General features: G+C 37.4%; 17 protein-coding genes. All 17 read right to left on the bottom strand.

Translation table 11 applies throughout. The features are described from left to right. Nucleotides 1-7 precede the first annotated feature (7 nt). The 17 genes from recO to dnaJ all read right to left on the bottom strand — a co-directional run bounded on the left by recO (nt 8) and on the right by dnaJ (nt 14475). Nucleotides 8-754, bottom strand: coding sequence for a DNA repair protein RecO (gene recO, locus AC1M36_RS06630; protein WP_479845666.1), 747 nt, complete (start codon nt 752-754; stop codon nt 8-10). 33 nt (nt 755-787) lie between these two features. Beyond that, nucleotides 788-931 (bottom strand): YqzL family protein, encoded by a 144-nt coding sequence (locus tag AC1M36_RS06625; RefSeq protein WP_000883924.1) that lies wholly within the window; start codon nt 929-931, stop codon nt 788-790. Between the two features lie 110 nt (nt 932-1041). Beyond that, nucleotides 1042-1947: a GTPase Era gene (era, locus tag AC1M36_RS06620; RefSeq protein ID WP_336450128.1), complete on the bottom strand. Its 906-nt coding sequence runs from the start codon at nt 1945-1947 to the stop codon at nt 1042-1044. Then, nucleotides 1940-2338, bottom strand: a complete 399-nt coding sequence (locus AC1M36_RS06615; RefSeq protein ID WP_336450129.1) for a cytidine deaminase — start codon at nt 2336-2338, stop codon at nt 1940-1942. The genes era and AC1M36_RS06615 overlap by 8 nt, the downstream gene beginning before the upstream one ends. Before the next feature lie 103 nt (nt 2339-2441). After that, complete coding sequence (locus AC1M36_RS06610; protein WP_336450130.1) at nt 2442-2795, bottom strand: diacylglycerol kinase family protein; 354 nt, start codon at nt 2793-2795, stop codon at nt 2442-2444. Beyond that, nucleotides 2792-3262, bottom strand: coding sequence for an rRNA maturation RNase YbeY (ybeY, locus tag AC1M36_RS06605; RefSeq protein WP_336450131.1), 471 nt, complete (start codon nt 3260-3262; stop codon nt 2792-2794). Before ybeY ends, AC1M36_RS06610 begins: the two co-directional genes overlap by 4 nt. After that, nucleotides 3259-5403 carry an HD family phosphohydrolase gene (locus AC1M36_RS06600; RefSeq protein WP_431613249.1) on the bottom strand — a complete coding sequence of 715 codons (2145 nt, stop codon included), beginning with the start codon at nt 5401-5403 and terminating at the stop codon, nt 3259-3261. Before AC1M36_RS06600 ends, ybeY begins: the two co-directional genes overlap by 4 nt. 192 nt (nt 5404-5595) lie before the next feature. Then, nucleotides 5596-6555 carry a PhoH family protein gene (locus AC1M36_RS06595; RefSeq protein WP_336450133.1) on the bottom strand — a complete coding sequence of 320 codons (960 nt, stop codon included), beginning with the start codon at nt 6553-6555 and terminating at the stop codon, nt 5596-5598. A gap of 3 nt (nt 6556-6558) precedes the next feature. Continuing rightward, nucleotides 6559-7758, bottom strand: coding sequence for a sporulation protein YqfD (yqfD, locus tag AC1M36_RS06590; protein WP_336450134.1), 1200 nt, complete (start codon nt 7756-7758; stop codon nt 6559-6561). Nucleotides 7759-7893: 135 nt separating this feature from the next. Beyond that, nucleotides 7894-8190, bottom strand: coding sequence for a sporulation protein YqfC (yqfC, locus tag AC1M36_RS06585; protein ID WP_336450135.1), 297 nt, complete (start codon nt 8188-8190; stop codon nt 7894-7896). A gap of 106 nt (nt 8191-8296) precedes the next feature. After that, nucleotides 8297-8740 carry a GatB/YqeY domain-containing protein gene (locus AC1M36_RS06580; RefSeq protein ID WP_336450136.1) on the bottom strand — a complete coding sequence of 148 codons (444 nt, stop codon included), beginning with the start codon at nt 8738-8740 and terminating at the stop codon, nt 8297-8299. A gap of 15 nt (nt 8741-8755) precedes the next feature. Continuing rightward, a complete protein-coding gene (gene rpsU, locus AC1M36_RS06575) occupies nt 8756-8929 on the bottom strand; it encodes a 30S ribosomal protein S21 (RefSeq protein WP_000048061.1) in 174 nt (57 codons plus the stop codon). A 403-nt stretch (nt 8930-9332) separates the two neighbouring features. After that, the gene (gene deoC, locus AC1M36_RS06570) at nt 9333-9998 is read right to left on the bottom strand and encodes a deoxyribose-phosphate aldolase (RefSeq protein ID WP_336450137.1); all 666 of its coding nucleotides are present in this window, start codon (nt 9996-9998) and stop codon (nt 9333-9335) included. Between the two features lie 143 nt (nt 9999-10141). Beyond that, complete coding sequence (gene mtaB, locus AC1M36_RS06565) at nt 10142-11494, bottom strand: tRNA (N(6)-L-threonylcarbamoyladenosine(37)-C(2))-methylthiotransferase MtaB (protein ID WP_336450138.1); 1353 nt, start codon at nt 11492-11494, stop codon at nt 10142-10144. Between the two features lie 6 nt (nt 11495-11500). Beyond that, nucleotides 11501-12250, bottom strand: coding sequence for a 16S rRNA (uracil(1498)-N(3))-methyltransferase (locus tag AC1M36_RS06560; protein ID WP_336450139.1), 750 nt, complete (start codon nt 12248-12250; stop codon nt 11501-11503). 145 nt (nt 12251-12395) lie between these two features. Next, on the bottom strand, nt 12396-13334 hold the full coding sequence (prmA, locus tag AC1M36_RS06555; protein WP_431613472.1) for a 50S ribosomal protein L11 methyltransferase: 939 nt from the start codon (nt 13332-13334) through the stop codon (nt 12396-12398). 28 nt (nt 13335-13362) lie between these two features. Then, on the bottom strand, nt 13363-14475 hold the full coding sequence (gene dnaJ, locus AC1M36_RS06550) for a chaperone protein DnaJ (RefSeq protein WP_336450141.1): 1113 nt from the start codon (nt 14473-14475) through the stop codon (nt 13363-13365). Nucleotides 14476-14639: the final 164 nt, after the last annotated feature.

Below are 14639 nucleotides of genomic sequence, written 5' to 3'. Positions count from 1 at the left end.
GTCCTCGTTATATTTGAAATTTATCAAGTTGCTCAAGAAAACGCCTTGATTTCAAATAGATTCCACAATATTCATCATAATATGCATTTAATACTGTACGCATTTGCCGCTTCGTTCCATCCTTGACAGATACATTACCAAGGCGAGCTAAATCAAAATGATAAAAGAGACGTAACAATTTATGAACCGCCTCTCCTACCGGAATACGGTATGGATCTTGCTCTGCATGGCGCGAGCACAGAAAACCGCCTTCTCGGACAGAGAAGGCGACAAAATCTGCTTCATGGTGACAAATTGCACATGTATCAAAGTATGGATGCATCCCGAGTACTGGGAGCATCTTCGTTTGATAAATTAATGACAATACTTCAGGATCAACACCCTCGCACATATAGTGCAGTGTTTGATATAACATTTCAAATAAGTACGGATTATGTTTCTTATCTTCAGTTGCTTTATCAGTCAATTCAACGATAAATGATGCATAAGCAGTTAAAAATATATCTTCACGAATTTCTTTCATAGATGAAATGATTTCACCTTGTTGCAAAGTTCCAAGTCCAGACCCCATTTGGATCAGAAAGTGACCATGTGTCATAAGTTGCGAAATAGATGCTAACCTACTTTTCGGTTTTTTCGCCCCTCTTGCCATTGCACTTACTTTTCCAAGTTCACGGGAGAATATCGTAACAATTTTATTCGTTTCTCCGTAATCAGTTGTCCGGATAACAATTCCCTCAACTTTTTGAAACATGTTCGTCACCATCCAAGGTTTGAACAAAACGGGTCAAGAAATTGGAGAATCTAGATGCGCTAGCTCCTCTTCATGTTGATCCATCTCATCGTTTACGTCTTTTTCCATTTCTTTCAAAAGCAAATACGTCTCAATGCTTCCTGTCTTGGAGAAAAACTTCCAGGTAAAATCTAGCATAAGAATCCACCTTTCTCAGTAAGCGTAGCATATAAACCAATTTCTTTTGTTGTTATTAAAATGACCCATTTTGTCCATTTTCATGTGAGAAAAATTTTTCCTAATTTCTATTAATACTCATCTTCACGGAAACCAAGATCGCGAAGCTGTGACATTTTATTACGCCAATCTTTTTGTACTTTTACCCATACTTCTAAGAATACTTTTGAACCGAGAAGTGCTTCAATATCAAAACGAGCTCGCTTCCCAACTTCTTTTAGCATCTTCCCTTGTTTTCCGATGATAATTCCTTTTTGTGACGGGCGTTCTACAATAATTGTTGCATTTACATAGACGGCTCCGCCTTCACGTTTTTGAATCGCATCGATCACAACCGCCACCGAATGTGGTACTTCCTCACGTGTTAAGTGAAGCACCTTCTCACGAATCAGTTCTGCAATAATAAATCTCTCAGGATGATCTGTTACTTGATTGTCCGGATAGTATTGTGGCCCTTCTGGTAAATACTTTTTAATCGCTCCAATTAACGATTCAACATTATTACCTTCTAATGCAGAAATCGGAACAATCTCTGCAAACTCATGCAGCTTACGATATTGATCAATTAATTCCAGCAATTTTTCTGGATGAACTTGGTCAATTTTATTAATCACTAAAAATACCGGTTGCTTTGTTTCTTGTAGTTTTTCAATAATAAATTCTTCACCACGACCAAAACCTTCAGCTGCATTAACCATAAACAAAACAATGTCAACTTCTTTTAATGTCGTTTGTGCCATTTTCACCATAAAATCGCCTAGTTTATGCTTTGGCTTATGTATTCCTGGCGTATCAATAAAGATAACTTGTGAATCATTCTCCGTATATACACCTTGAATTTTATTACGTGTTGTTTGTGGTTTGTCGCTCATAATGGCAATTTTTTGACCGATAATACGATTTAAAAATGTAGACTTTCCAACATTCGGTCTGCCAATTATAGAGACAAAACCTGATTTATAACCTTTTCTATTCATGTAAATCCTCCGCTAAAAATGCTCCTGGTAACAATTCTCTGACCGTCGTCTCCTGAATGTCACCATGTAAATTTGATAAGTATACTTTCGTATCCTGTTTACATAATTCTATCATAACTTGACGGCACGCTCCACAAGGAGGTACTGGCCGGTTTGTATCCGCCACAACCGCTATCGCTACAAATGCTTTATCTCCTTCAGAAATCGCTTTAAATAAAGCCGTTCTTTCTGCACAATTACATAATCCATATGATGCATTTTCAACATTACATCCACGGTATACTTTTCCATCTTCCGTTAATAATGCTGCACCTACTTGAAACTTAGAATATGGTACATACGCCTGTTTACGCGCTTCGATTGCTTCTTGAATTAATTCTTTGCTGTTCATACCCTCGCATCCTTTCCGCTTTCAATTGTGAAAAGATAAAATGAAACTTTCATTAACGGCGTTCTTACCATTACCAAAGCATAACAAAAGCTTTGGAATGCAACTATACCATATAAGGTAAAAAGATAATAGCACCAATTATAACAGCTATAATAGTAAATAATAGCACTGCACCGGCAGCAACATCCTTTGCAATTTTAGCAAATGTTTTAAAATCCGCTGTGGCTAAATCAACCGTTTTTTCAACTGCCGTATTAACCATTTCCAAACTCATTACAATTCCAATTGTAATGAGTAATATGAGCCATTCCGTTATCGTTACATGGAAATAAAAGCCGCAGCATATAACAATAACTGCGGCCCAAAAATGAATTTTCATATTGCGTTCGTGACGAAGACAAAAGTATATACCAGCTATAGCATATCCAAAACTATTTATAAGTTTTCCTTTTTTCATCTACCTAATCCAAATGCCTCTAAAATTTCTTTTTGTTTTCCAAACATTTCTTTTTCATCTTCATCTGTCATATGATCATAACCAAGTAAATGTAAGAATCCATGTAACGCTAAAAACCCTAGCTCACGATCAAAAGAATGTCCATATTCTTCAGCCTGTTCTTTCGCCCTTGGAATAGAAATAATAAGATCCCCTAGCATACGCGGCATTTCCACGCCAACGATCTCCATCTCACCTTCTCCCATATCCTCCATTGCAAAAGAAATAACGTCTGTCGGTTGATCCTTATCGCGATAATCACGATTAATTTCTTGAATACGTTCATTATCAACAAACGTAACAGAAAGCTCTGTTCCGTCTTCTACGTTCTCCATTCGTGCAGCTTGCTCTAAAAGATTGCGAATCATACTCACATATTCTTCTTTCACTTCTTCTGTTTCATCAAAAAAATCTATTAATAAACTCATTCTGTCACCTTTTCTTCCGGTGGTTCCGGATATTTAATACGAGAATGGAAAATACCATTTAACGTTTCACATAAAGTTTTCCCAACAATTTGTAATTCTTTAAATGTCAAATTACATTCACTAAACTGTCCATCCTGCAGGCGATCTTTTATAATACTTTGTACTAAATTATTAATTTGTTCTGGTGTTGGATGGTTCATAGAACGCACTGCCGCTTCGACGCTATCCGCAATCCCAACAATTGCAGACTCTTTTGAAGTCGCTTTTGATCCTGGATAACGGAACATTTCTTCTGTATATTTCTCTTTATCTTCTTTAATTGCTTTATAGTAAAAATATTTGAGTAATGTCGTTCCATGATGCTGTCCTGCAATATCAATAATTTCTTGCGGAATATGATGTTCTTCTAACATCCTTACTCCATTTGTCACATGAGCAATAATAATATCTCTACTCGTTTCAGGATCTAATTTATCATGCGGGTTTTCAATCCCCATTTGATTTTCTATAAAGAAATGAGGTTGCAACGTTTTTCCAATATCATGGTAATACGCACCAACACGCGCTAAAACTCCATTCGCTCCAACAGCCTCACAAGCCGCTTCAGAAAGGTTAGCAACCATAACACTATGGTGATATGTTCCCGGTGCTTCTAACAAAATTTTTCGAAGGAGCGGATGATTTGGGCTTGAAAGCTCCATAAGTTTCATACTTGATACAATTCCAAGACCGCTTTCTAAATATGGTAAAATTCCCATGGCTAAAATGGAAGAAATAATCCCAGAAGCTGCCGCCATTAGTAGCTGCGAGCCAATTTCAAGTGGTGAAAAATTACCATTTCGTAAGAGTAACAACGCAGCTAATACAACTACATTTAAAACAGAAACAAGGATACCCGCCTGTAAAATCATCGTACGTCGATTTTTTTCTCTCAAAAAGATGCTAACAGATAAAGAACTTAGTAAAACATAAATACCTACATTATAGTTCAGTGTGCTCGTTACACCTTCGTTAAACAGAATACTACTGCATACAGAAAAAATCACACTTGTAATAAAAACGAAACGATCGCCAATCATTAACTTTACAAGTATTGTTCCCATCGCAACCGGAACAATATATGCAATACCAGCGTATTCTAGTTTTTGGAATAAACTAATGATTTTCATCAAAACAACTGTAATCGCTACAATCGTTGTATAAGCTAAAATATATGGTTTCTCTTCTCTTTTCAATTTTAAAAACAATTCAAATTGTTTATGCATGAAGAATAAGAGCACACCAATAAAAATTGCTAATCCTACAAATGGTTGGAATGTATTTCCATGTTCAAGAAGTCCAACTAATTTCAACTGATCATATACTTCTCTTGTAATTGTGTCGCCTTCTTTAACAAGAATTTGCCCTTGCAAAATATGCACTGACGCTACCCCATCCATCGCCTTTTGTTTTTGTTCTTTTGTAGCAACTGAATCATAGAAATAGTTCGCTTCAATTGCATATTTCCCAAGCGTGTTAAGCGCTTCTTTTAAATCACTATTCACATTAACATTACGTATTTCATTAACAAAGCGCTCTTTCGCTTCATTTTCCTCATTCATTTTAATATGCGTACTCATAATATTATTGATTGCTGTCACAACAGCATCCCTTGCCAACGTCAATTGATCCTGTTCAGCGTTCACCAACTGTAACAGTACAGAATCAGATAAACTTTTTGTTAAATCCGTAGGCAATTTCTTTTTTAGCTTTTCTAATCGTTCCGCAGCAGAAATCTTTTTCTGTTCATCAGGACCGGCAGCCTTCGTCTCAGCTTCCACTTCTTCTATCGCACCAAAGACAGAGTTTACAATATCTACTTTATTTTGCTTGTATTCACTTCGATATGTATATTGGTCTTCAACCTTTTGAGCAGCTTCTCTCTTCTTTTTATCCGTCGTTACTTTATCTTCGATTTTGATAGGAGAGTGGATTGTTTGTTTAGAAATAGATAGCATTTTAACATCTAGTTGCTCTGGTTTCACATTGTTCATAAGTGCAAAAAACAGTACCGCTCCTAATAAAATATAAGAAATCCAGCTTAATTTTTTCGAATGTTGTATGTTACGAAACCACCTAGAAATTTCTTGAGATCTTGACATGATTTCAATACCTTCTCCTCTCCAGACATAAAGTGAAACTTGAATCAATCGAGAGTTTTCTTCAGCTCTACTAATGATTCACAATCACAAATACATAAATCTACTTGTCCATCCTCTAATGATAGTAAAAAATAAGCTATTCGCCAACCCTTTCATCTATCATACAAAAAGAAATGATCCTTACAAATAGGATCATTCCATTTTATCATATGCCTCGATAATCCGCTGCACAAGTGGATGTCTTACAACGTCAGATTGATCTAATTTAACAAATGAAATCCCCGATACACCTGATAGAACATGTGCAGCAATTGAAAGTCCTGACTTTACCCCCTTCGGTAAGTCAACCTGCGATGGATCACCAGTAACCACCATTTTTGAACTAAAACCTAGGCGAGTTAAAAACATTTTAATTTGAGCACCTGTTGTATTTTGAGCTTCATCTAAAATAACGAAAGAATCATCCAGCGTTCGCCCTCTCATATATGCAAGAGGCGCAATTTCAATCGTCCCTCTCTCCATCATACGTTGCGTATACTCTTGCCCAAGAATATCATGAAGCGCATCATATAAAGGACGTAAATAAGGATCTACTTTCTCTTTTAAGTCCCCTGGTAAAAAACCTAAGCTTTCACCTGCTTCTACAGCTGGTCTTGTTAAAATAATCTTTTTTACATACCCTTGCTTTAAAGCTCGCACAGCCATTACCACAGCTAAATAGGTCTTCCCTGTACCAGCAGGACCTATTCCAAATACAATATCATTCTTCTTCAACGCATGAATATACTGCCTTTGTCCCATCGTCTTTACACGGATGGATTTACCCTTTGCTGTTTTAAAAATTTCCTCTTCATATAGCTCTTCAAAATGAGCTATTTTTCCTTGACGGCCAAGCTGAATTGCATATGCAACATCCCGCTCAGAGATTGATACACCTTTACGAATAACAGCAAGTAATTGCTGTAAGATTTTTTCAACAAGCGCCACTGCTTCATCTGTTCCAGATACACGGACAGATTCACCTCGCGTTACAATAGATACGGCAAGTTCTCGTTCAATTACTTTTAAATGCGCATCATTCACTCCAAATAGAGCAATTGCTTCATTATGATTTTCCACTTGTTGATTCATTTCTACTAATTGTTCTGCCATTACTCAGTCTCCTTGAATGTCGGATTCGGATATCGGTTGTGGCTCTGCAATATTTTCAATCACTGTATAATGTAATGTTACTCTTAACTGATTCGCCTCAACCTCTTTATGCAAAATCTTATCACTTACAATCATAGCATGTTCATCCAATTTTTTCTTCAGTTCTTTTTCAGCCATTTCTCTCGCTACTCGCATTGCTTGTTTGTCTGTATATTCACGGTTCGCTTCTTCCTCTTCGCGAACAATTTCCTTTTCATAAGAAATAGGTAATGTAAAACCGAGTAGCTTCACATCGTGTTTAACATTTTCAGTACGAGAGCGCTTATACTTATCATGCTGAAATCCCCATATTTTTATTTTAACACTTCCAAGACGAAGATAATGCTCATTATATGAATTTCCTGTATATACTTGAAACGTTGTTTTTAAAGGAACTGTCACCTCTGATTCATACCACGTTTCTCCATATACAATTCCTTTAGCAGAAACAATTGTTGGATTATCCTCCTTTCCAAACATCCCCGACACAAGAAGTTGTCCCTTTTGCACATAATCATTTTTCATTACAACTGGTTTTCCGGTTTCCACAAATGTCTTAGTGATAATTGCCTCTTTCTTTGCAACTAAATTTTGTGGTTTTCGCTCTTTTTCCTTCTCCGGCTCATTTTTTTCAACGATTTTAAAATGATATGTTGTCCCCTTTATTTCTAGACCCGCCCACGTAATGGCATTAATATTATCTGTTAAATGACGCTGAACATCCTCTACACTAGGCATTTGAAATTGCAGTCTTCCTTTTTTAATACCCATTTTGTCCAATTCTTTCATAAGAATATATTCCGTTTCCGGTTTTGCCCCTGTAACTTCAATTTTCCAAACCATATTTGATAAAGCGATTATACCGAAAAAAAAGATAAGAAATCCGATTAAAAAACCACTATTCTTGAGCAAACGCTTATTCCAAAACGGAAAGCCGAAACGCCCAATAAAGTATAGTTTACATTCATTTTTCCGATAGATAGGTCTCAGTCGCTTTACATCACGAAGTAACATACAAAATACTAATGTATCCTCTGTAATCTTCTTTACATCCCATACAAGCAAATTTCTGCGTACACACTCATTAATAAATCGTTCCACTCCTCTACCTTCAATTCGAACTTTTACATACCCAATCCACCGGGTAAACCATTGATTTTTCATCGTTCGCCCCACTACCTTTCTCAAAAAGCACAGGTGTTACGTCACTACTCTACTCAGTGCTTTCCTCACCGTTTATCATTCAAATAGCTCGTACGAAACGAAATAAGAAGAAAAACTTCACGAATGGAAGTTTCATTATGAGTTATCTTTCTTCTCATCTTCTAAAAACGTTACTTGTTCAATAACCCCTTCCAACAAAAGCTCCTCTGGAAGAATTGTTTTAATAACAAATGATTGTCCCTTTATTAATAATTGACCATGCTTCAATAACAACCGCACTTCTTTATCTGTAAATACTAATAACCCTCGATGATTTTCTATATAAATATGTACTTGCCCGACAAGGGTAATACGAGGTAGATCCATTAGTACATCCACTGGTAGGTCTATTTGCTTCGTGAGCCAATTTTTCATTTGCACCAATTTCTTCATCTCCAAGACCCCCTCTCATCCCATATGTATGAAAAAAGAGCTTGTAATATCACGTCCAAACAGAAAAAAGCATAAAAAAGCGTCTCATTTCTCATGAGACGCTTTTTTATGCTAATAGCTGTGCAACCAGCTTATTCACTTGCGATCCGTCTGCTTTACCTTTTACTTTCGGCATAACAGCACTCATCACTTTACCCATATCTGCTTTAGAAGCAGCACCAACATCAGCAATAACTTGCTTAATTACGCCCGCAAGTTCTTCCTCTGTTAATTGCTCCGGCAAATACGTGTCTAAAATCTGAATTTCACTTTGCAGTTTATCAACAAGGTCATCACGACCCGCTTTTTTAAATTCAAGGAGGGAGTCCTTACGCTGTTTTACTTCACGAGTTAAAACTGTTAATTCCTCTTCTTCAGTAAGAGTTTGTTGCAGTTTAATTCCTTCATTTTGCAAAGCAGCCTTAACCATACGAATGACGGTTAATTTTTCTTTTTGTTTATTCTTCATCGCTTGTTTCATATCATCGTTTAAACGACCGAGAAGACTCATAACTTACACCCTCTCTTAGAATTTACGCTTTCTTGCCGCTTCAGATTTCTTCTTACGTTTTACACTTGGTTTTTCATAAAACTCGCGCTTTCTTGCTTCAGCAAGTGTACCAGTTTTAGAAACCGATCTTTTAAAACGGCGAAGTGCATCCTCCAAAGACTCGTTTTTACGAACGACTGTTTTTGACATTCTCTTTCCCTCCCTCCGAAACATCACACTTACATACTAACTTCAGCATGCAAAAAGAAACACTTCTTCAGCATGTCTTTTACGATTATAATACATTTTGTCACTTCAGGTCAACTATTTGACAGAATAAAAGAAGAGTAGGTGCTCTTCCTTTTTCCAAAATCTATTTAAATTACGTGTTACAACTATTATTTTTTACTTTTTAAACGAATAAATTTATAAAAGAATACCGAACATTTTGCCCCTCAGTCGAGACAAAAACGAGTCGCTTCCGCTTTTATTTTATCCAGCTCCAGCGACTAGAACAATCGGTCGTTCCACTCTTTCTTACGGGGCAAAAAGCGCCTCGTAGGAAAGAGTTCCAACGTCCTCATGTTCTAAACGAATCGCTTCCGCTTTTATATTAATAATCAGTTGTTGCTGTTTTTCCACTTACCAGTGCTACGCCTGCACTTGTACCAATACGCGTTGCTCCCGCTTCTATCATCGCATCCATATCTTGTCCGTTACGAACACCACCTGAAGCTTTCACGCCGATTTCCGGTCCGACTGTTTTTCTCATTAACGCTACATCTTCTACTGTTGCTCCGCCCGTTGAGAATCCAGTTGATGTTTTTACGAAATCTACGCCTGCTTTTACAGACAATTCACAAGCTCGAACTTTTTCTTCTTCTGTTAATAGACATGTTTCAATAATAATTTTCACAAGCGCTTTTCCTTTGGCAGCTTCTACAACTGCACGAACGTCGCGCTCTACTAATTCATCATTTTTATCTTTTAGTGCACCAATGTTAATTACCATATCAACTTCTGTTGCACCTTTTGCAATTGCATCTGTTGTTTCAAATGCTTTTGTTTCTGGTGTATTTGCCCCAAGTGGGAATCCGATTACTGTACAAACTTTTACATCTGTACCCTTTAATAATTCAGCTGCCGTTTCAACCCAAGTAGGGTTTACACATACAGATGCAAAGTCGTGTTTTTTTGCTTCTTCACATAATGTAACAATTGCTTCTTTTTTTGTATCCGGTTTTAATAATGTGTGATCAATTAATTTTGCATAGTTCATTTTTCATATGCCCCTTTCTTCACTACACGGTTGTCTGACAACCATAACGGTTAGCATTATAGCATGAAATATTACAACTTCATATCTTAACTTATCCTCCAAATAAAAAAGCATGCAAACCTTTTCGTTTGCATGCTTTCATATTACGCACTTGCTGATTCTTTTTTTACATCCTCTTCAAGAACACGAACAAATTGCGCTTCGTTATATGGGTAGCCAGCTTTTGTAATTTTCACTTTGACTAGTTTACCAATTAATTCTTCAGATCCTTCAAACACAACTTTTAAGTAGTTATCTGTATAACCTACATATAGCCCTTCACGATCTCCGTCTTTGAAAGGCTCTTCTGGAATAATTTCAAGAACTTCCCCTTCAAATTGGGAAGCATACTCTTTCGCTAACTGGTTCGATAATTCAATTAAACGATGAACACGATCATTTTTCACATCTTCAGGAATTTGGTCATCCATACGAGCTGCAGGTGTACCTGTTCGTTTTGAATAAGGGAAAACATGTAGTTCAGAGAAACGATTTTCTTTAATGAAATTATACGTTTCCATAAACTCCTCTTCCGTCTCACCAGGGAAACCAACAATTACATCTGATGTAATCGCAAGACCTGGCAGTGCCTCTTTCAAACGATCTAAGCGCTCTTGGAAAAATTCCATCGTATATTTACGGCGCATACGTTTTAATACAGTGTTAGATCCTGATTGCAGCGGAATGTGCAAGTGGCGCACAACTACTTCAGATTTATCTAATACTTCAATTACTTCATCTGAAATTTGGCTTGCTTCAATAGAAGAAATACGAAGACGTTTCAAACCATTTACATCAGCTTCCATGTCGCGAAGTAATCCAGCTAAGTTATAATCCTTCATATCTTCACCGTATCCACCTGTATGAATACCAGTTAAGACGATTTCTTTATAACCTGCATCCACTAATTGCTGCGCTTGTTTAATAACTTCTTTCCCGTCACGAGAACGCATCAAACCACGTGCCCAAGGAATAATACAGAACGTACAGAAGTTATTGCAGCCTTCTTGTATTTTTAAAGATGCACGTGTACGGTCGGTGAAATAAGGTACATCTAATTCTTCATATACACGTGTTTTCATAATATTGCGGACAGCATTAATCGGCTGACGCTCTTTACGATATTCTTCGATATATCCTAGCATTTTTTCACGATCTTGTGTACCCACAACGATATCCACGCCTGGAATTGCCATAATTTCTGCTGGAGATGTTTGTGCGTAACATCCCGTTACACAGATAACAGCATCTGGATTTTGACGTACAGCACGCCTGATAACTTGACGGCTTTTTTTATCTCCAGTATTTGTGACTGTACATGTATTGATTACATACACATCAGCTTTCTTTTCATATTCAGTTCTATCATAACCACCTTGCTTAAACAATTGCCAAATCGCTTCTGTTTCGTAGTGGTTTACTTTACAACCTAACGTATGGAACGCAACAGTTGCCATTGATCATCACCCCATCAATTCAAAATGATAAGAAGCGGCACTTAACGCGTAAAGCGGGGCCGTTTCTGTTCGTAAAATCCTCGGTCCTAAACTACATGGTACAAATTTATGTTCACGAAGCGCAGAAATTTCTTCCTCAGATAAGCCACCTTCTGGGCCAAATACAATCAACAGTTTTTGACCACGTTCAAGTGCCGTTAAAGCTTTCGCAAAATTAGCTTTTTCACCTTGCTTTGCTTCCTCTTCGTATGCCACAAGACAAACATCATAATCACTGCTCATCGCAAGCAATTGCTTAAATGATGCGGGAACATGTACATCTGGAATTTCACTTCTATGCGATTGTTCCGCTGCTTCTTTCACAATTTTTTTCAAACGCTCAACTTTTTTATCTGCTTTTTTCGCATCCCATTTTACGATAGATCGAGATGCTTGAAATGGTAAAAATGCGGCTGCTCCAAGCTCAGTTCCTTTTTGAAAAATTAACTCTAGCTTGTCTCCTTTTGGCAGTCCACTTGCAATCGTTACGAACACTGGCAGCTCGCTCGATGCCTCTATCCATTCTACAATAGCACTATCCACAAATTCACTGGTAATTTCAGCAATTGTACACATCGCTGTTTTACCGTTTACACAGCAATAAATGTGATCACCAGCTGACATACGCATCACTCTTGCGATATGATGCACATCATCACCTATAATACGAATACTTGCATCATTTACATACTTCTCTTCTACAAAATAACGTTGCATCTCATCACCTTAGCAAAGTTTCGTTCCTTTCGTAAGTCCGCACTTACGAAAAGAACGAAACGTTATCATTTTAATATAACAAACGGCAAGTCCCTCACCTTTATAGCGAGAGACTTCTCCATTCATTATAATCATAAATTATATATTACGCATTTCGTGCAATGATTGCTACCCAATCTTCCATTCTTAACACTTCTTCAATTGTAAATCCAGCTTTTTCTAGAGCTTCAGAAATCGTTTTTTCTTTTGCTGCAATAATACCAGATGTAATAAATAGCCCGCCCTGTTTTACAACTCTCGCTGCATCTTCAGGGAATAGTAGAATAATTTCCGCAAGTAAATTCGCTACAATTAAATCTACTGGACCTTCAATACCCTCTAATAAACTATTTTGCCCTACAGATACGACATCGTCCGTTTTATTTAAACGAACATTCATCTCTGCACTTTCAACTGCAACTGGATCTAGGTCATATGCCTGAACAGATGCCGCACCTAATTTTGCGGCAGCAATACTTAATACACCAGACCCTGTTCCAACATCAATGACTGTATTTCCTGGCTCAACTGTTTTTTCTAACGCACGAATACACATCGTTGTTGTTGGATGCGTCCCTGTACCAAATGCCATACCTGGATCTAATTCAATAATTTTTTCATCTGGAGAAGAAGGTGTATATTCTTCCCATGTCGGCACAATTGTGAATGTATCAGAAATTTGAACTGGATGATAATATTTTTTCCAAGCAGTAGCCCAGTCTTCCTCATCGACTTCATTAATCGTAATATTTCCTGTACCAATTTCGATGTCGAAAGATGGGAGTACATCAATAGATGATTTTACACTTGCAACTGTTTCATGTAAAGAATCCGTTTGTGGAAAATATGCTTTTATTAACACACCATCCTCAGGGTATTCAGATGGATTGAGCGCATAAATTTCACCATACTGTTGCTCACGCTCTTTTGTTAACTCTGCCGGATCTTCAATCGCTACGCCACTAGCACCTGCTTCGTGTAAAATATGAGAGACAGCTTCTACCGCTTCCTCTGTTGTATGAATACTAATTTCTGACCATTTCACAATTTACCAACTCCATTTTTTATTTCCATTATTCCCCTTTGAAAGCTCGTTTAAGCTTTCCGAATAAGCTATCATCTTGATCTTCTTGCCCTGCAAATTCACGCAGTAATTCTTTTTGATGTGATGTTAATTTCGTCGGTACAACAACACGAACCACTACGTATTGATCACCTTGACCATATCCGCGTACATTTGGAGCTCCTTTTCCTTTTAAACGGAATTCCGTCCCAGTTTGTGTCCCTGCTGGAATTTTTAATTTCACTTTCCCATGAACAGTTGGAACTTCCACTTCAGCACCAAGTGCTACTTGCGCGAATGTTAATGGCATTTCACAAATAATATGATCTCCATCACGCTCGAAGAATTCATGATTTCTTACATGAACAACGACATATAAATCTCCAGACGGGCCACCGTTCACACCCGCTTCACCTTTACCAGACACACGGATTTGTTGGCCATTATCAATACCTGCTGGAATTTTAACGTTAATTTTTTTACGTTTACGTACTTTTCCAGAGCCATGACATGTTGTACATTTCTCTTTAATCATTTGGCCTGTTCCTGAACAATGTTTACATGCTTGACGATTTACAATGCGACCAAACGGCGTATTTTGTTCTATGCTCACTTGACCTGTTCCTGAACAATGCTTACATGTTTCTTTTGAAGTTCCTGGTTTTGCTCCGCTGCCATGACATGTATCACAAGGGTCTTCCACTGGAATTTCAACATTTAATTCTTTACCAAAAATTGCTTCTTCAAAATCTAAAGTAACTTGATATTGCAAGTCAGCACCTTGGCGTGGTGCATTTGGATCACGACGTCGACCGCCACCTCCACCAAAGAATGAACTGAAGATGTCTTCAAATCCGAAGCCTCCACCAAAGTCTCCTCCGCCAAAACCTCCGAAACCTTGATTTGGATCAGCATGACCAAATTGATCGTACTGCGCACGTTTTTGATCATCACTCAACACTTCATATGCTTCTTGTACTTCTTTAAACTTTTCAATTGCATTTTCTTCTTTACTTACGTCTGGATGATATTTTTTCGCCAAACGACGGTATGCTTTTTTAATTTCATCTTTTGAAGCGCCCTTGCTAAGGCCAAGCACCTCATAATAATCTCTTTTATTCATAAATTTGTAACCCCCGAATCTTTCACATAAACGTAATTTTAACACCGAAAGAAAGTGCTTTGCAACAAAGTTTCCTCACTTACAGTATGCAAAAAGCAAAACGTAAGACCCTCAGATGAAAAACTTAGTTCCTAAGAAACCATTTTCTTATGTGTGAAAAAAGC

It is taken from the genome of Bacillus sp. Medicinal_06, from assembly GCF_056711665.1.
The sequence above is the reverse complement of the archived record's forward strand: the minus strand, read 5'-3'. Positions and strand labels throughout refer to the sequence as shown.

Coding starts and splice junctions, on each gene's coding strand:
- recO (WP_479845666.1), bottom strand. CDS start 754: ATGTTTCAAAAAGTTGAGGGAATTGTTATCCGGACAACTGATTACGGA.
- AC1M36_RS06625 (WP_000883924.1), bottom strand. CDS start 931: ATGCTAGATTTTACCTGGAAGTTTTTCTCCAAGACAGGAAGCATTGAG.
- era (WP_336450128.1), bottom strand. CDS start 1,947: ATGAATAGAAAAGGTTATAAATCAGGTTTTGTCTCTATAATTGGCAGA.
- AC1M36_RS06615 (WP_336450129.1), bottom strand. CDS start 2,338: ATGAACAGCAAAGAATTAATTCAAGAAGCAATCGAAGCGCGTAAACAG.
- AC1M36_RS06610 (WP_336450130.1), bottom strand. CDS start 2,795: ATGAAAAAAGGAAAACTTATAAATAGTTTTGGATATGCTATAGCTGGT.
- ybeY (WP_336450131.1), bottom strand. CDS start 3,262: ATGAGTTTATTAATAGATTTTTTTGATGAAACAGAAGAAGTGAAAGAA.
- AC1M36_RS06600 (WP_431613249.1), bottom strand. CDS start 5,403: ATGTCAAGATCTCAAGAAATTTCTAGGTGGTTTCGTAACATACAACAT.
- AC1M36_RS06595 (WP_336450133.1), bottom strand. CDS start 6,555: ATGGCAGAACAATTAGTAGAAATGAATCAACAAGTGGAAAATCATAAT.
- yqfD (WP_336450134.1), bottom strand. CDS start 7,758: ATGAAAAATCAATGGTTTACCCGGTGGATTGGGTATGTAAAAGTTCGA.
- yqfC (WP_336450135.1), bottom strand. CDS start 8,190: ATGAAGAAATTGGTGCAAATGAAAAATTGGCTCACGAAGCAAATAGAC.
- AC1M36_RS06580 (WP_336450136.1), bottom strand. CDS start 8,740: ATGAGTCTTCTCGGTCGTTTAAACGATGATATGAAACAAGCGATGAAG.
- rpsU (WP_000048061.1), bottom strand. CDS start 8,929: ATGTCAAAAACAGTCGTTCGTAAAAACGAGTCTTTGGAGGATGCACTT.
- deoC (WP_336450137.1), bottom strand. CDS start 9,998: ATGAACTATGCAAAATTAATTGATCACACATTATTAAAACCGGATACA.
- mtaB (WP_336450138.1), bottom strand. CDS start 11,494: ATGGCAACTGTTGCGTTCCATACGTTAGGTTGTAAAGTAAACCACTAC.
- AC1M36_RS06560 (WP_336450139.1), bottom strand. CDS start 12,250: ATGCAACGTTATTTTGTAGAAGAGAAGTATGTAAATGATGCAAGTATT.
- dnaJ (WP_336450141.1), bottom strand. CDS start 14,475: ATGAATAAAAGAGATTATTATGAGGTGCTTGGCCTTAGCAAGGGCGCT.